The organism is Denitrificimonas caeni DSM 24390 (assembly GCF_000421765.1).
Classification (GTDB): domain Bacteria; phylum Pseudomonadota; class Gammaproteobacteria; order Pseudomonadales; family Pseudomonadaceae; genus Denitrificimonas; species Denitrificimonas caeni.
In genome coordinates, this window is the sequence record NZ_ATXQ01000004.1 from 142,756 (window position 1) to 156,716 (window position 13,961).

The 13,961-nt window shown below is 48.8% G+C and carries 13 protein-coding genes and 1 tRNA gene; 10 read left to right on the forward strand and 4 right to left on the reverse strand.

Annotated features, from left to right (window positions below; genetic code table 11):
* Nucleotides 1–36 precede the first annotated feature (36 nt).
* The 5 genes from queE (at nucleotide 37) to H591_RS0107665 (ending at nucleotide 4,474) form a co-directional block, all read left to right on the forward strand.
* Nucleotides 37–684, forward strand: a complete 648-nt coding sequence (queE, locus tag H591_RS0107645) for a 7-carboxy-7-deazaguanine synthase QueE (protein ID WP_022966364.1) — start codon at nucleotides 37–39, stop codon at nucleotides 682–684.
* 73 nt (nucleotides 685–757) lie between these two features.
* The gene (gene queC, locus H591_RS0107650) at nucleotides 758–1,438 is read left to right on the forward strand and encodes a 7-cyano-7-deazaguanine synthase QueC (RefSeq protein WP_022966365.1); all 681 of its coding nucleotides are present in this window, start codon (nucleotides 758–760) and stop codon (nucleotides 1,436–1,438) included.
* A gap of 59 nt (nucleotides 1,439–1,497) precedes the next feature.
* Nucleotides 1,498–1,572, forward strand: a tRNA-Lys gene (locus H591_RS0107655).
* A gap of 105 nt (nucleotides 1,573–1,677) precedes the next feature.
* On the forward strand, nucleotides 1,678–2,736 hold the full coding sequence (gene nadA / locus H591_RS0107660) for a quinolinate synthase NadA (RefSeq protein WP_022966366.1): 1,059 nt from the start codon (nucleotides 1,678–1,680) through the stop codon (nucleotides 2,734–2,736).
* A 919-nt stretch (nucleotides 2,737–3,655) separates the two neighbouring features.
* Nucleotides 3,656–4,474 carry a M48 family metallopeptidase gene (locus H591_RS0107665; protein WP_022966367.1) on the forward strand — a complete coding sequence of 273 codons (819 nt, stop codon included), beginning with the start codon at nucleotides 3,656–3,658 and terminating at the stop codon, nucleotides 4,472–4,474.
* A gap of 94 nt (nucleotides 4,475–4,568) precedes the next feature.
* On the opposite strand, the gene H591_RS0107670 is transcribed toward H591_RS0107665, so the two are convergent.
* Complete coding sequence (locus H591_RS0107670) at nucleotides 4,569–5,693, reverse strand: methyltransferase (RefSeq protein ID WP_022966368.1); 1,125 nt, start codon at nucleotides 5,691–5,693, stop codon at nucleotides 4,569–4,571.
* A gap of 71 nt (nucleotides 5,694–5,764) precedes the next feature.
* Here H591_RS0107670 and H591_RS0107675 point away from each other — a divergent pair, with 71 nt between their 5' ends.
* On the forward strand, nucleotides 5,765–6,541 hold the full coding sequence (locus tag H591_RS0107675) for a ferredoxin--NADP reductase (RefSeq protein WP_022966369.1): 777 nt from the start codon (nucleotides 5,765–5,767) through the stop codon (nucleotides 6,539–6,541).
* A 534-nt stretch (nucleotides 6,542–7,075) separates the two neighbouring features.
* On the opposite strand, the gene mscL is transcribed toward H591_RS0107675, so the two are convergent.
* Complete coding sequence (mscL, locus tag H591_RS0107680; protein WP_022966370.1) at nucleotides 7,076–7,495, reverse strand: large-conductance mechanosensitive channel protein MscL; 420 nt, start codon at nucleotides 7,493–7,495, stop codon at nucleotides 7,076–7,078.
* A gap of 178 nt (nucleotides 7,496–7,673) precedes the next feature.
* A complete protein-coding gene (locus tag H591_RS0107685) occupies nucleotides 7,674–8,642 on the reverse strand; it encodes a polyprenyl synthetase family protein (RefSeq protein WP_022966371.1) in 969 nt (322 codons plus the stop codon).
* A gap of 244 nt (nucleotides 8,643–8,886) precedes the next feature.
* Between H591_RS0107685 and rplU the strand changes: the two genes are divergently transcribed.
* The 4 genes from rplU to proB all read left to right on the forward strand — a co-directional run bounded on the left by rplU (nucleotide 8,887) and on the right by proB (nucleotide 12,031).
* On the forward strand, nucleotides 8,887–9,198 hold the full coding sequence (rplU, locus tag H591_RS0107690) for a 50S ribosomal protein L21 (RefSeq protein ID WP_028244279.1): 312 nt from the start codon (nucleotides 8,887–8,889) through the stop codon (nucleotides 9,196–9,198).
* A 36-nt stretch (nucleotides 9,199–9,234) separates the two neighbouring features.
* Nucleotides 9,235–9,492, forward strand: a complete 258-nt coding sequence (rpmA, locus tag H591_RS0107695) for a 50S ribosomal protein L27 (RefSeq protein WP_022966372.1) — start codon at nucleotides 9,235–9,237, stop codon at nucleotides 9,490–9,492.
* A gap of 133 nt (nucleotides 9,493–9,625) precedes the next feature.
* The gene (gene cgtA / locus H591_RS0107700) at nucleotides 9,626–10,849 is read left to right on the forward strand and encodes an Obg family GTPase CgtA (RefSeq protein WP_022966373.1); all 1,224 of its coding nucleotides are present in this window, start codon (nucleotides 9,626–9,628) and stop codon (nucleotides 10,847–10,849) included.
* 63 nt (nucleotides 10,850–10,912) lie between these two features.
* On the forward strand, nucleotides 10,913–12,031 hold the full coding sequence (proB, locus tag H591_RS0107705; protein WP_028244280.1) for a glutamate 5-kinase: 1,119 nt from the start codon (nucleotides 10,913–10,915) through the stop codon (nucleotides 12,029–12,031).
* Nucleotides 12,032–12,117: 86 nt separating this feature from the next.
* Here proB and H591_RS0107710 read toward each other — a convergent pair whose 3' ends face one another.
* The gene (locus H591_RS0107710) at nucleotides 12,118–13,761 is read right to left on the reverse strand and encodes an NAD+ synthase (RefSeq protein WP_022966375.1); all 1,644 of its coding nucleotides are present in this window, start codon (nucleotides 13,759–13,761) and stop codon (nucleotides 12,118–12,120) included.
* Nucleotides 13,762–13,961: the final 200 nt, after the last annotated feature.

Below are 13,961 nucleotides of genomic sequence, written 5' to 3' on the forward strand. Positions count from 1 at the left end.
ACGGCCTGTTTTGCTGTCGCGCCCGGCGCATATACAATGCACAACACCCTACGCATCACCGAGATTTTTTACTCGTTACAGGGCGAAACTCGCACTGTTGGTCTTCCGACTGTTTTTATCCGTCTCACCGGTTGCCCGCTCCGCTGCCAATACTGCGACAGCGCCTATGCGTTTAGCGGCGGGCAGTTGTTCTCTATCGAAGATATTTTGATTCAAGTCGCGGGTTACCGGCCGCGTTATGTCTGCGTGACAGGTGGCGAACCTTTAGCACAACCGCATGCTTTAACGCTATTTAAAGCGCTGTGTGACGCAGGCTATCGAGTGTCCACCGAAACCAGTGGTGCGCTCGATATTAGCGGCATTGATACGCGGGTCAGTATTGTGCTCGACCTTAAAACTCCTGGCTCATTAGAATCGCAACGCAATCGCTATGAAAATATCGATTTGCTGAAAGGCGATGACCAGGTCAAATTCGTGCTGTGCAATCGCGCGGATTACGACTGGGCGGTCACTAAGCTTCTGCAATACAAGCTGGATACGCGCGTATCTGAAGTGCTTTTTTCGCCCAGTCAGGGCCAGTTGCTTCCGCGCGATCTGGCTGATTGGATCGTTGCCGATAACCTGCCGGTGCGTCTGCAGCTACAGTTGCATAAGCTGTTGTGGGATGACCAGCCTGGTTACTAATGCCGAGCTAACTGTGTTATTGCGCATCTGCAATCTGCAGCATGTTGCTTAGTAAACAAGCTTTGAGAAAACAATGATGACCAATAAACGCGCTGTTATTTTATTATCAGGCGGCTTAGATTCTGCCACTGTCCTTGCCTCTGCGCGAGCGCAAGGCTACGACTGCTACACCATGAGCTTTGATTATGGTCAGCGCCATCGCAGCGAGTTGGACGCCTCTCGGCGGATTTCAGAGGCTTTAGGCGCTACTGAACACAAAGTGATTGGGATTAATTTAGATGGCATAGGTGGTTCTGCGTTAACCGATAGCAGTCTTGCTGTGCCAGAGCGGTTAAGTCAGGGGGAGATTCCGGTCACCTACGTGCCAGCGCGTAATACCGTGTTTTTGTCTCTGGCTTTGGGTTGGGCAGAAGTGCTAAAGGCGTATGATATTTTCATTGGTGTGAACGATGTTGATTACTCTGGCTACCCGGATTGCCGTATTGAATTCATCCAAGCGTTTGAGCGTGTAGCCAATTTAGCCACACGTGAAGGTGTGGAGGGACGAGCGTTTCGTATTCAGGCACCTCTGCAAAGTATGAGTAAGGCTGCTATTATTCAGCTTGGTACGCAGTTAGGGGTAGACTATGCGCTCACCGTATCCTGTTATCAGGCTGATCTTGATGGTCGGGCTTGTGGGGTCTGTGAAAGCTGTCAATTGCGTAAACAAGGTTTTATTAACGCAGGAATAAACGATTCAACGCGATATTTTTGACAAATATAGAATTTATGCTTGAACTGAGCTGAGAAGTCCGTATTATGCGCATCCCTTCCGGGTCGTTAGCTCAGTGGTAGAGCAGTTGGCTTTTAACCAATTGGTCGTAGGTTCGAATCCCACACGACCCACCAATTTCTATAGCATCGTTTTGTCGGTATTGCGTTGTATCTCTTTTAGAGCACTCAGCATTACACTTGTTAACATTGCGCCTATGCGCGCTGTGAGGACTGACATCAATGACGCAGATTTCTGAACGTATTTTGGTTCAAGCACACTTGGCGGCTAAGCAGATTGAAGAGCTTACGCCTGAGCAAGAGGCGCATTACTGTGAGCGCATCATTGCCGAACTGAAAGCACAAAATGCGGTGTTAGTCGCGCATTACTATTGCGCCCCCATCATTCAAGAATTAGCTGAGAAAAGTGGCGGCTGTGTGGCTGACTCGCTAGAAATGGCACGCTTTGGTAGTCAGCACAGTGCGCAAACGCTGGTGGTCGCTGGTGTGCGTTTTATGGGTGAGACAGCAAAAATTCTCAACCCAGAAAAGCGTATCTTGATGCCAACTCTAGAAGCCACATGCTCTTTAGATTTGGGTTGCCCGGTTAAAGAGTTTTCTGAGTTTTGTGATCAGCATCCTGAGCGTACTGTGGTGGTGTATGCCAATACCTCAGCGGCAGTCAAAGCCCGTGCTGATTGGGTGGTGACCTCTAGTTGTGCCTTGGAGATTGTTGAAAGCCTGATGGATAATGGTGAAACCATTTTGTGGGCACCGGATCAGCATTTGGGCCGCTATATTCAGCGTGAAACTGGCGCAGATATGTTGTTGTGGGACGGTGCGTGCATTGTTCACGAAGAGTTTAAAGCCAAGCAGTTGGCTGATATGAAGGTTCTTTATCCTGACGCCGCTGTATTGGCTCACCCTGAGTCGCCGACTGCGGTGCTGGAGCTGGCCGATGTGATTGGCTCAACTACGCAGTTGATTAAAGCGACGCAGGAACTACCGAATCAGCAGTTTATTGTGGCGACTGATCGTGGCATTTTTTATAAAATGCAGCAGCTCAGCCCGAATAAGAGCTTTATTGAAGCACCAACAGCGGGTGAGGGTGCATCTTGCCGCAGTTGCGCTAACTGTCCGTGGATGGCGATGAATACGCTGGAAGCAATGTTGCTTGGTTTGCAGCATGGCAGTAATGAAATCATTGTTGATCCAGCGATTATTCCACGCGCCGTGCGTCCTTTGCAGCGCATGCTGGATTTCACCCGCGATGCACAAATTAAGCTCAAAGGTAACGCTTAACTAACATCTTTGTGACTTTAGAAAGCCCTAACGAGAGCTGCATTGGCAGTACTTCGTTGGGGCTTTTTGCTTTTATCGGTTATTCAGTGCTCATTGATCAGTGATCTGTTATTCGAGAATTGAACCCTGTATAAGCTGGCCATGCCAGCGATTGCGGCTTAATCCGATGCACGACACGCGCAGACTGAACGTTTTTAACCATATAAAACATTCATTGGAATAGGCGCATGCCGCACCTTGCTGGTATTGCTCTTCCCTCAACGGGTCGTCCTGACCCGATTCGGGCGCTACGTCATCCCTGACTCGCTAGCCGCGATACCAGCAAGGTACTCATTGATCAATGATGTTGTTTTCGCACCTTTAGTAGGACTCTTTTAAAGCCATCATTCTGTGAAGTTTTATTGGCCTGCGGCAAAGATGTATCTGTACACCTGACTGGTAGTCCAGCACGGCAAACCCTGCAAATGCTCAACGAGTGCTTCGGGGTGGATGTGCTGAGCGAGCCAAGGATGGCGAGCGCCGGAGTTGAACCCTGGATGGGTTCATCGACGGATTAACACTTACCCCGAAGTACGACATTCGCTGACTGAGCATTTTAGCCATGCAAAGTATTTAGATGTTTATGTAAGTGCACGCATCGTGCCAGTGGAGATATTCTCTAGACGAGTCATCCTGACCCGATTCGGGCGCTGCGTCATCCATGACTCGCTAGCCGCGACACCAGCAAGGTACTCATTGAGCAGTGATATTGTTTGCAGGTTTGGTGCGTGACACTTTTAAAAAAACTATTTGGCAAGCTTCTGCCGTATAGGCGAACTAAATGCATGGTGCTTGTTCCAAAGTGTAATAAACTCCAACACAATAGCTGCCATTAATGTGGCGATGAAACTGCTGTCTAATAATTAGGATGAGGTGTGATTTGGCGACTTTACATAAATATGCTGCGTTGGCTGGTGCGCTGTTGCTGGTAGGCTGCCAAGCCGTCAATACCACTGGCTCAAGTGCCGTGGGCGTTGATCGCAAACAGTATATGTTCAGCATGCTCAGCACGAACGAAATCAATCAAAGCTATGCTCAGGCTTACCAAGAGACGCTGCAGCAAGCCCAAGCGAAGGGCAAGCTGGATACGCGCAGTAATAATGCCAAGCGTTTACAGGTCATTGGCAAGCGCTTGATTGCGCAAGCCGGATACTTCCGTCCAGATGCAGCACAGTGGGACTGGCAGGTAAGTTTGATTGAAAGTCCTGATTTAAATGCCAATTGCGGCCCTGGCGGTAAAATAATTTTTTATAGTGGCATTATCACTAAGCTCAATCTGACTGATGATGAAATCGCTGCAATTATGGGGCATGAAATTGCTCATGCATTGCGCGAGCACAGCCGTGAAGCGATGTCGAAGGCCTATGGCATTGAAATGGCTAAATTAGGCTTGGGCGCAGTGCTTGGCGTCAGTCAAGATACGATGCAGATTGCTGATACTGCCGTGCAGTATGGTATGACTTTACCTAATAGTCGTGGTGCAGAAACAGAAGCTGACTTGTTAGGTATTGAGCTGGCGGCACGTGCCGGTTACAACCCGAATGCTGCGGTCAGTCTATGGCAAAAAATGGAGCAGGTCAGTCAAGGTGCGCCAGCTGAGTTTACCAGTACACACCCTTCTTCATCGACCCGGATTCAAAACCTACAAGCCAATATGCCGAAAGTTATGCCGCTCTATGAGCAGGCACGTAAACGTTAAGTGCTTGGCTGTACGGGCTGAACTGCCCGCTTCAGCAAGCTGACAGCCGACGCTTAATCTTGCAGCTGAAAAACGCCCTTATAAGGGCGTTTTCCTATTTGGTTGCTTTGAAAATCACAAATTTAGCGTTCGCGGCAATCTGCTGTACGTCGCGGAACATGCGTTTTAGCGTGACGTGATAGCCCAGGTGGCGATTACCGACGACCCATAATTGACCGTCTTTTTTTAAGGCGCGGTGGCTTTGTTGAAACATGCGTCTGGCTAAAAAGTCGCCAACCACTTGCTGCTGGTGAAAAGGCGGGTTACAGAGAACAATATCAAGTGTTTCTGCTTGTTCTGCGCCAAGACCGTCACCAGCATAAACAGTGATCGGACGCTCTGCTAAAGCCCGTTGCCAGTTTTCTTGCGCAGATTGCACGGCCATATAAGACTCATCAATCATACGCAGCTGTGCTTGCGGGTTATTTAGCGCACAGACAATACCTAGCACACCGTTACCGCAACCAAGGTCTGCGACCTGTGCATTGCCTAAGTTAGCAGGTAAGTGCGGCAGAAAAAATCGCGTGCCAATATCCAAGGCTTCACGGCAAAACACTCCTGCATGGTTGCGCAAGATAAGCTGAGGTTTTTCCAGTTGATATTCACTTGGATAAGGTGAGCTGGCTTGGAGTTTTTCAGCTGGCGTGACAAAAAGTAAGCGTGCTTTTTTCTCGGCAAGACTGGCTTGCACTGGACCAATGTAGCGTTCAAGTAAATCGCCTGCCGAACGCGGCAGGTGTTTAATCATGCCAGCGGCGATAATAATAGTGTCTGGGGTGATCTGAGTTTGTAAGCGAATCAACTGTTCTTCGAGTAGGGCAAGAGTTTTCGGCACACGAATCAGTACGCAAGCATAGGGGCCGTTAAAGGCTTGATCGGCTTGGATGATCTCGACGCTGTCTTGGCTAAGTTGATTATTATCAAGGTTATTGCGCAGGGCTTGATGGGCTAAAAATGAATCGCCACTGCTATGCACCTGCATTTGGCTAGCTAAACTAGCGGCAAGGGCACCGAAGTTATCGTTAAGGATTAGCGTGCGCGCATTGCTCGCTAAGCTGCAGCTGCTAAGGTGTTTAAGCAGATACTCGTCAGCCGCATCGAAAGCTTGTAGTGGAGTGTTGGGCAGCTCTGGATAGCGTAATAAATCCAGCTGTGCAAAAGACGTATTAAATATAGGCATAAGGATCGCAGGTATTTGTTTGGCCAAAAATGGCGTATGAATAGAGTGACTGTTAATTAATGAGGTGCAGTATGAACGCGGCGCAAGAAAAGTTCACCCGACAAACGATTACTCACTTACATACGTGGACGCCAAGTCTGTTTAGTTTTCGTTGTACGCGTGATGTGGGGTTTCGTTTTACGGCAGGACAGTTTGCCCGTTTAGGCGTGCGCAAGGCCAATGGCTCGATTGTTTGGCGTGGCTATTCGATGGTGTCGAGTCCGTTTGATGAGTTTTTAGAGTTTTTCTCGATTGTCGTGCCCGGCGGTGAGTTTACCAGTGAACTAAGTCAGCTGGCGGTCGGCGATGAGATTTTGATTGAGAAACAAGCGCATGGTTTTTTGACCTTAGATCGCTTTGTTGATGGTGAAAATCTTTGGTTGTTATCGACAGGTACCGGGGTTGCGCCGTTTTTGTCGATGCTACAGGATTTTGAAATTTGGCAGCGTTTTGAGCGAATTGTTTTGGTGTACAGCGTGCGCTCTGCGGCTGAATTAGCTTACAAAGATTTGCTCGATGAAATTTTGACGCGAGAGTATGTTGCCGAGTATGCACATAAGTTTACCTTTGTACCGGTAGTCACCCGCGAAGACATTGCTGGCTGCTTAGGTGCGCGCATTACTGATTTGTTGATATCTGGTGAGCTTGAAAAGCATGTTGGTTTGCCGATGACTGCAGAAAGTTCTCGGGTGCTGCTCTGTGGTAACCCAGAGATGGTTGAGGATTGTCGGATGTTGCTACAAGGCCGCGACATGCAATTGTCGCTGACCCGTCGACCGGGAGCAGTGGCTGTTGAGAATTACTGGTAGTTTGCTTTGCGAGATATTGTGCTTGATGTTCATGTGTGTAACTGGAGTAACTATTAAGAGCTTCGGGCAAGATATGTGCGAGCCGTGCCGCGCTAATGTCACTTTTCTCTCAATGAGTCATCCTGACTCAATTCGAGCGCTACGCCATCCATGGCTACGCTTGCCGTGAAACTAGCGCGGCACTCATGGATCAATGATGCTGTTTGCGTATTTTTTGTAAGTATCAATGAATCTATAGTAAGCGTTCGTCATTGGCGTTTATGGCTAGTCGCTCTACTTATTTTGCAGTAGCGCGAACAACGCAAATGATTAACGAGTACTGCGCAGTAGGTGTGATGAGCGAAGCCAGGGATGGCGCAGCGCCGGAGTTGAACCCAGGATGGGTTCATCGACGGATAAACACTTATTGCGCAGTACGATATGCATCGCACCAAACTGAAAATACTAGCGTTTAAGTGACGGTGTGAAGTTGAGAGGATAAGGCTGCGGCTTGAGCCACAGCCTTATTATAGTGTTGGTTTTTATATTGCAGTGTTAGCTTTTATTTTGATTCTTAAGTAGATCACGGATTTCACTGAGCAAAACTTCTTCGTTGCTTGGTGCTTCTGGTTCAGCAGGTGCTTCTTCAGCGATTGCTTCTTCACGCTTAAGGCGGTTAATCACTTTAACGCCCATGAAAATTGCAAAGGCGACAATAATAAAATCAATAATGCTTTGAAGAAACTTACCGTAAGCTAATACCACGGCTGGTAAGTCGCCTTCAGCGGCCTTCAAAGTGACAGCGAGGTCGGCAAAGTCAACACCGCCCACTAATACGCCGATTGGCGGCATTATAACGTCACCGACAAACGAGCTGACGATTTTACCGAAAGCAGCACCGATAATAATACCAACAGCCATATCAACGACGTTGCCTTTAACTGCAAAGGTTTTGAATTCTTTTAAAATGCTCATGCGCTTATATTCCCAGTTAAGTTAAAGCTTAAAGTTATTGAGGCGTCATTATGCCGCGCTTTTCTATGCAGTTATATAGGGTAAAGGACAGATTAGTGTTAATCAAAGATTGCTGTATCTCGAACACAGCCTAACCCTCTAGACAGACGCTAAAGGGTTGGTTAAAAATGAAAGAGAGTTAGGTCGAGCGTGCGACAGCGAAGTTGGCGAGTTCGATCAAAGCATCGCGGTAGCCGGAAGCTGGGATATCGTCTAAGCAGGCAATGGCACGTTGCGCGTACTCTTGCGCAAGTTTGGCCGTGTAGTCCAAAGCGCCAGACGCTTCGACTGCAGCGCTGATTTCCGCTAGATCTTCAATGCCACCTTGTTGAATGGCTTTGCGCACCAGTGCCGCTTGCTCAGGCGTGCCGTCGCGCATGGTGACAATCAGTGGCAGCGTTGGTTTACCTTCAGCGAGATCATCGCCGACGTTCTTGCCCAAAGTCTCAGCATCGCCGCGGTAGTCCAAGAGATCATCAACCAGTTGGAAAGCGATGCCCAGATTATCGCCATAGGTGCGCAGGGCTTCTATTTGATTAGCTGGGGCTCCCGCTAAAACTGCAGCACTATGGGTTGATGCTTCAAACAGCATGGCCGTTTTGCCGCGAATCACTTCCATATAGGTGGCTTCAGTCGTACTGGCATCACGTACCTTGGTGAGCTGTAAAACTTCACCTTCAGCGATGACGCGAGTGGCTTGTGAAATAATCTCCATCACCGGTAAAGAGCCGAGACGTACCATCATTTCAAATGAGCGGGCATATAAGAAGTCACCAACCAGAACGCTAGGAGCGTTACCCCACTTGGCATTGGCAGTTGAGCGGCCGCGGCGCAGGTCAGACTTATCCACAACATCATCATGTAATAATGTCGATGTATGCAAAAACTCAATAACAGCTGCAAGTAAACGCAGATCGTCGTCCTGTTTGCCTACAGCATTACCGGCCAATAAAACTAGTAGCGGGCGCAGACGTTTGCCGCCGGCAGAGATGATGTAATCACCGATTTTTTCTACCAGAGGGATTCGTGAAGAAAGCTGTTGTTTGATGAGGCTGTCTACTGCAGCAAAATCTTCAGCGACGATTTGGTAAAAAGCCTGTGGTTGCATGACTCTGCGTACTCCAATAAGGTTGAGCGGCATGCTATGAGGCGCGCGCCTTCCTGTCAAGGTAAGTGCATAGAGTGCTTGCGCCTAGATTGAACTGTGCGTACAATTCGCGCTCCTGAACTTTACTTGGGCAACTCCCTGCCTTACGCAATTGCAGTGCGTCCTAATCCAATGCACAGCAGCCATGCCAACTGATACCTACTCTTATAAAACGTTGGGTGAGCAGGAATAACGGAGAGATACGATGTACGCAGTAATTGTAACTGGCGGTAAGCAATACAAAGTCGCCGAAGGCGAATTTTTGAAGATTGAAAAACTGGACGTGCCAGTCGGCGAAGCTATTTCGTTTGACCGCGTTCTGTTAATCGGCAACGGCGAAGATGTGAAAATCGGTGCGCCAGTTGTTGACGGTGCTAAAGTGACAGCTGAAGTGATTGACCAAGGTCGTCACGATAAAGTAACTATTATCAAGTTTCGTCGTCGTAAGCACAGCATGAAGCGTCAGGGCCACCGTCAGTGGTACACTGAAGTTAAAATCACTGGTATTCAGGCTTAATTGACTGAACCCCTACACTGATGGAGTGTTGATCTCATGGCAACGAAAAAAGCTGGTGGTAGTACTCGTAACGGTCGCGATTCAGAAGCTAAACGCTTAGGCGTTAAGATGTACGGCGGCCAAACGGTTAAAGCAGGAAACATTATCGTGCGTCAGCGCGGTACAGAATTCCACCCGGGTCCTAATGTAGGCATGGGCAAAGATCACACCTTGTTTGCTAAAGAAGCAGGCGTGTTGAAATTTGAAGTTAAAGGTGCTTTTGGACGTCGCTACGTAAGCGTAGTTTCAGCCTAAGTAGCTTTACACGGAAAAGCCCTGTCATCTGACGGGGCTTTTTTGTTTGAGCAGGCAGTAAAGACGGACTATCCGTGCTTGTTGTATCCTGCGTTTATATTTATCAGCCTGCGGGCTCGCGGGAGGCACATTAATGAAGTTCGTCGATGAAGTATCGATTGTTGTAAAAGCTGGTGATGGCGGCAATGGCTGCATGAGTTTTCGCCGAGAAAAATTTATTGAGTTTGGTGGTCCAAACGGTGGTGATGGTGGTGATGGCGGCTCTATCTATATGGAAGCTGATGTTAACCTCAATACACTGGTCGACTACCGCTACACCCGTCGTTTTAATGCACAGCGCGGTGAAAATGGCCGAGGCGCTGACTGCACTGGTGCTAAAGGTGAAGACCTGATTTTAAAGGTGCCGGTCGGTACCACTATTATTGATGCGGACACCCAAGAAATTATTGGCGACTTGACCGAAGAAGGTCAACGCATTCGCGTGGTGGAAGGCGGCTGGCACGGACTGGGTAATACCCGTTTTAAATCCAGTACCAACCGCGCGCCACGTCAGACCAGTGATGGTAAGCCGGGCGAGTTGCGTAACCTGAAGCTGGAAATGAAAGTTTTGGCTGATGTCGGTTTGTTAGGTTTACCTAACGCCGGTAAAAGTAGCTTCATTCGTTCTGTTTCAGCAGCTAAGCCAAAAGTAGCGGATTATCCGTTTACCACCTTGATTCCAAACCTGGGTGTGGTCAGTATTGGCCGTTATAAAAGCTTCGTGATCGCCGATATTCCAGGTGTGATTGAAGGTGCTGCTGAAGGAGCAGGTTTAGGTATTCGTTTCCTTAAGCACTTGACCCGTACTCGTTTGTTATTGCATGTGGTTGATTTGGCTCCGATTGACGACAGTGATCCAGCGCAAGATGCGCAAGTGATTGTTGATGAAATCGAGCGCTTTAGCCCATCCTTGATTGAGCGTGACCGCTGGCTGGTACTCAATAAGGTTGATCAGCTTTTAGATGATGAGCGCGAGCAGCGCAAGCAAGCCGTGATTGATCAGCTTGGCTGGACAGGTCCTGTGTTTATGATTTCAGCACTGGATGGCGAGGGCACTAAAGAGCTCGCGCAAGCCATGATGCGTTATCTGGAAGAGCGTGATCTGCGTATTGGCGAAGATAAAGAGTATGCCGAATACCTTGTCGATTTGGATCAGCGCATTGAAGATGAAGGCCGTGCACGTCTGCAAGAGTTGGATGATAAGCGTGCCTTACGTCGTGCCGGGGTTAAAGCCGTCGAAGATGTTGATGATGATTTTGATGAAGACTATGACGAAGATGATGAAGACGGTGCAGAAATTATCTACGTTAATCATTAACTGATGGATGTGCTCGGCGTTTTTGCAAAAGCGCCGAGTGTTCAATTTCAACAGGATTGTGTTATGCGTGACAAGGTGACAGGCGCTCAGCGCTGGGTAGTGAAAATTGGCAGTGCGTTGTTGACTGCTGATGGCCGAGGTCTGGACCGTAATGCTATGGCAATTTGGGTCCAGCAAATGGTTGCTCTGCGTCAGCAAGGCATTGACTTGGTGTTGGTCTCTTCTGGTGCTGTGGCGGCGGGAATGAGCCGCCTTGGTTGGCTAGAGCGCCCCAGTGCCATTCATGAATTGCAGGCCGCCGCCGCAGTCGGGCAGATGAGCTTAGTCAAAGCTTGGGAAAGCAGTTTTGCTGAGCACAATGAGCGTACCGCGCAGATTCTGTTAACCCACGATGACTTGTCCGATCGCAAGCGTTATCTAAACGCACGCAGCACCTTGCGCACCTTGCTGGAGTTGGGTGTGATTCCGGTGATCAATGAAAACGATACAGTGGCCACCGATGAAATTCGCTTTGGTGATAACGATACTTTAGCCGCTTTGGTGGCTAACTTGGTTGAAGCTGATTTACTGGTGATCCTGACCGATCGTGATGGTATGTACGACGCCGATCCGAGCAAAAATCCAGATGCGCAGGTGATCTACGAAGCGCGTGCTGATGATCCAAAGCTTGATGCGATGGCCGGCGGCAGTGCTGGTGCTTTAGGGCGCGGAGGTATGCAAACTAAGCTCCGTGCGGCACGCTTAGCGGCGCGTTCAGGGGCTTACAGTGTGATTGTCGGTGGGCGCATTGAGCATGTTTTGGATCGACTGCATGCGGGTGAGCGTCTTGGCACTTTGTTGACGCCTGAGCAATGCCGCGATGGCGCGCGTAAGCAATGGTTGGCAGGTCATCTGCAAACCCGTGGCACTTTGACCCTTGATGCGGGTGCAGTAAAAGCCTTAGCCAGCGACCATAAAAGCTTGCTCCCGGTCGGTGTCACCGCTGTGGCAGGACACTTTTTACGTGGCGAAATGGTGGTTTGTGTTGATGCGCAAGGCACTGAAGTGGCACGTGGTTTAAGCAACTACAGTGCAGCTGAAGCGAGCAAGATCATTGGCCTGTGCTCTGAAAGTATCGTAGAAACTTTAGGCTATATGGCCGAAGCGGAGCTGATTCATCGCGATAACTTAGTGGTGATTTAAGCCTCCACTCTGCGTTTGAAACGCACATAGATCTGCTGATAAAACCCGTGATAAGCCACAAGCTATCACGGGTTTTTTAATGAAGCTTAATCACCACGCGCCCAAAGATTGCTGATTGGGTAGCGACGGTCACTACCAAAGCTACGCTTGCTAATGCGCGGACCCACTGCGGCTTGGCGGCGTTTATATTCGTTAATATCGATCAAGCGTAAAATCCGCATCACCATCTCTTGCTTAAAGCCCTTAGCAATAATGGCTTGTGCTGATAAGTCTTCTTCTACGTATAAACGCAGAATCTCATCAAGCACATCATATGGCGGCAGACTGTCTTGATCTTTTTGGTCAGGCGATAACTCTGCGGATGGCGCGCGGGTAATCACCCGCTCAGGAATAACAGGACTTAAGCTATTGCGGTAGCGGGCGAGGCGATAGACCAAGCATTTAGGCAGGTCTTTTAGCAAAGCAAAGCCGCCGGCCATGTCGCCATATAGTGTCGCGTAACCGACCGCTGTTTCGCTTTTATTGCTGGTGGTCAGCACCAAATAACCATTTTTGTTGGACAGCGCCATCAATACATTGCCACGGCAACGGGCTTGCAGGTTTTCTTCTGTGGTGTCGTTGGCTATGGACGGCATCTGTGCAAACACCGGTTTTAGTGTTTCGATAAACGCTTCAACCATTGGTGCGATGGCAATGGTCTTATAATCAACGCCCATAATACGTGCTTGTGCAGCGGCATCATCTTGACTGATCTGCGCAGTGTAATGATAAGGCATCATCACGGCTTGCACTTGCTCAGCGCCTAAAGCGTCGGCAGCAATGGCCAGAACCAAAGCAGAATCAATACCGCCGGACAAGCCAAGTAGCACGCCTTTAAAGCCGTTGTAGTTCACGTAGTCACGCAAGCTCAGCATGAGCGCTTGATAGGCGCTAGCTTCCTCGCTGAGCAAGGGACTGATGGTGGTTTTTTCTACATGGCTGGTGGAATGGGTGAACTGCAGTTCTAGCGCACAGAGCTCTTCACTGAAAGCTGGCGCACGTTGACGCAGATTGCCTTGTGCATCCACGGCGCAGCTACCGCCATCAAAAATCAGATCATCCTGCGCGCCAACTTGATTGACATAAATAATTGGCATTTGCGCTTTCTGAGTCTGGCGGCTGAGCATCTGCTCGCGCTCAGTTTGTTTGTTTAAGTGATACGGCGAAGCATTGAGGCTGACGATCATCTGGGCATTGGCTGCACACGCCTGCTCAATAAACTCTGGCTGCCAGACATCCTCACAAATACCTAAAGCGATTTTCACCTGATTGATTTCAATGCATAACGCTTGATTATCAGGGGTGAAATAACGATTTTCATAAAATACTGTATCAGTCGGTAAAAACTGTTTTTTATACACCGCTTGAATTTGACCTTGAAAAACATGGGCGCAGCAGTTGTAACGATGGCCTTGCTCAAGCCAAGGGTAACCCACTAAAACATGAAGATTATGTGGTAGCGCAGTGCACAGCCGCTCTAATGCGCGTTCAATACGCACTTGCATGCTGTCACGCAGTAGCAAGTCTTGTGCGTTATAACCACAGAGTGATAGCTCAGGAAAAACAATCAAATCAGCTTGCAAATGTTGTTTTGCCTGCACACTTGAATCAAGGATACGCTGCAGATTGCCGTCAATGTCGCCGACGCGCATATTTAATTGTGCCAGTACGATGCGCAGTGCAGTTGCCATGCTTAATCCTCAAAAATGATTAGAGCGCCAGTTTAGCAAAGCAAAGTGCTTGATGGGTTGTTACTGCGATAAATCGCCAGCGAGGGCTCTGACTGGGTGGTTTCGTAGTATTGTAAGTAGCTAGATCAATTGGCGTGTGTCGTCATGACTGGTAATGGTATGTCGTGCAAAGTGCTTGAGTCTTTGTATAAAATGCCGCT

Excerpts from the sequence above, each read along its gene's own strand:
- queE (WP_022966364.1), top strand. The coding sequence starts at position 37 with ATGCACAACACCCTACGCATCACCGAGATTTTTTACTCGTTACAGGGC.
- queC (WP_022966365.1), top strand. The coding sequence starts at position 758 with ATGATGACCAATAAACGCGCTGTTATTTTATTATCAGGCGGCTTAGAT.
- nadA (WP_022966366.1), top strand. The coding sequence starts at position 1,678 with ATGACGCAGATTTCTGAACGTATTTTGGTTCAAGCACACTTGGCGGCT.
- H591_RS0107670 (WP_022966368.1), bottom strand. The coding sequence starts at position 5,693 with ATGCCTATATTTAATACGTCTTTTGCACAGCTGGATTTATTACGCTAT.
- H591_RS0107675 (WP_022966369.1), top strand. The coding sequence starts at position 5,765 with ATGAACGCGGCGCAAGAAAAGTTCACCCGACAAACGATTACTCACTTA.
- mscL (WP_022966370.1), bottom strand. The coding sequence starts at position 7,495 with ATGAGCATTTTAAAAGAATTCAAAACCTTTGCAGTTAAAGGCAACGTC.
- H591_RS0107685 (WP_022966371.1), bottom strand. The coding sequence starts at position 8,642 with ATGCAACCACAGGCTTTTTACCAAATCGTCGCTGAAGATTTTGCTGCA.
- rplU (WP_028244279.1), top strand. The coding sequence starts at position 8,887 with ATGTACGCAGTAATTGTAACTGGCGGTAAGCAATACAAAGTCGCCGAA.
- rpmA (WP_022966372.1), top strand. The coding sequence starts at position 9,235 with ATGGCAACGAAAAAAGCTGGTGGTAGTACTCGTAACGGTCGCGATTCA.
- cgtA (WP_022966373.1), top strand. The coding sequence starts at position 9,626 with ATGAAGTTCGTCGATGAAGTATCGATTGTTGTAAAAGCTGGTGATGGC.
- proB (WP_028244280.1), top strand. The coding sequence starts at position 10,913 with ATGCGTGACAAGGTGACAGGCGCTCAGCGCTGGGTAGTGAAAATTGGC.
- H591_RS0107710 (WP_022966375.1), bottom strand. The coding sequence starts at position 13,761 with ATGGCAACTGCACTGCGCATCGTACTGGCACAATTAAATATGCGCGTC.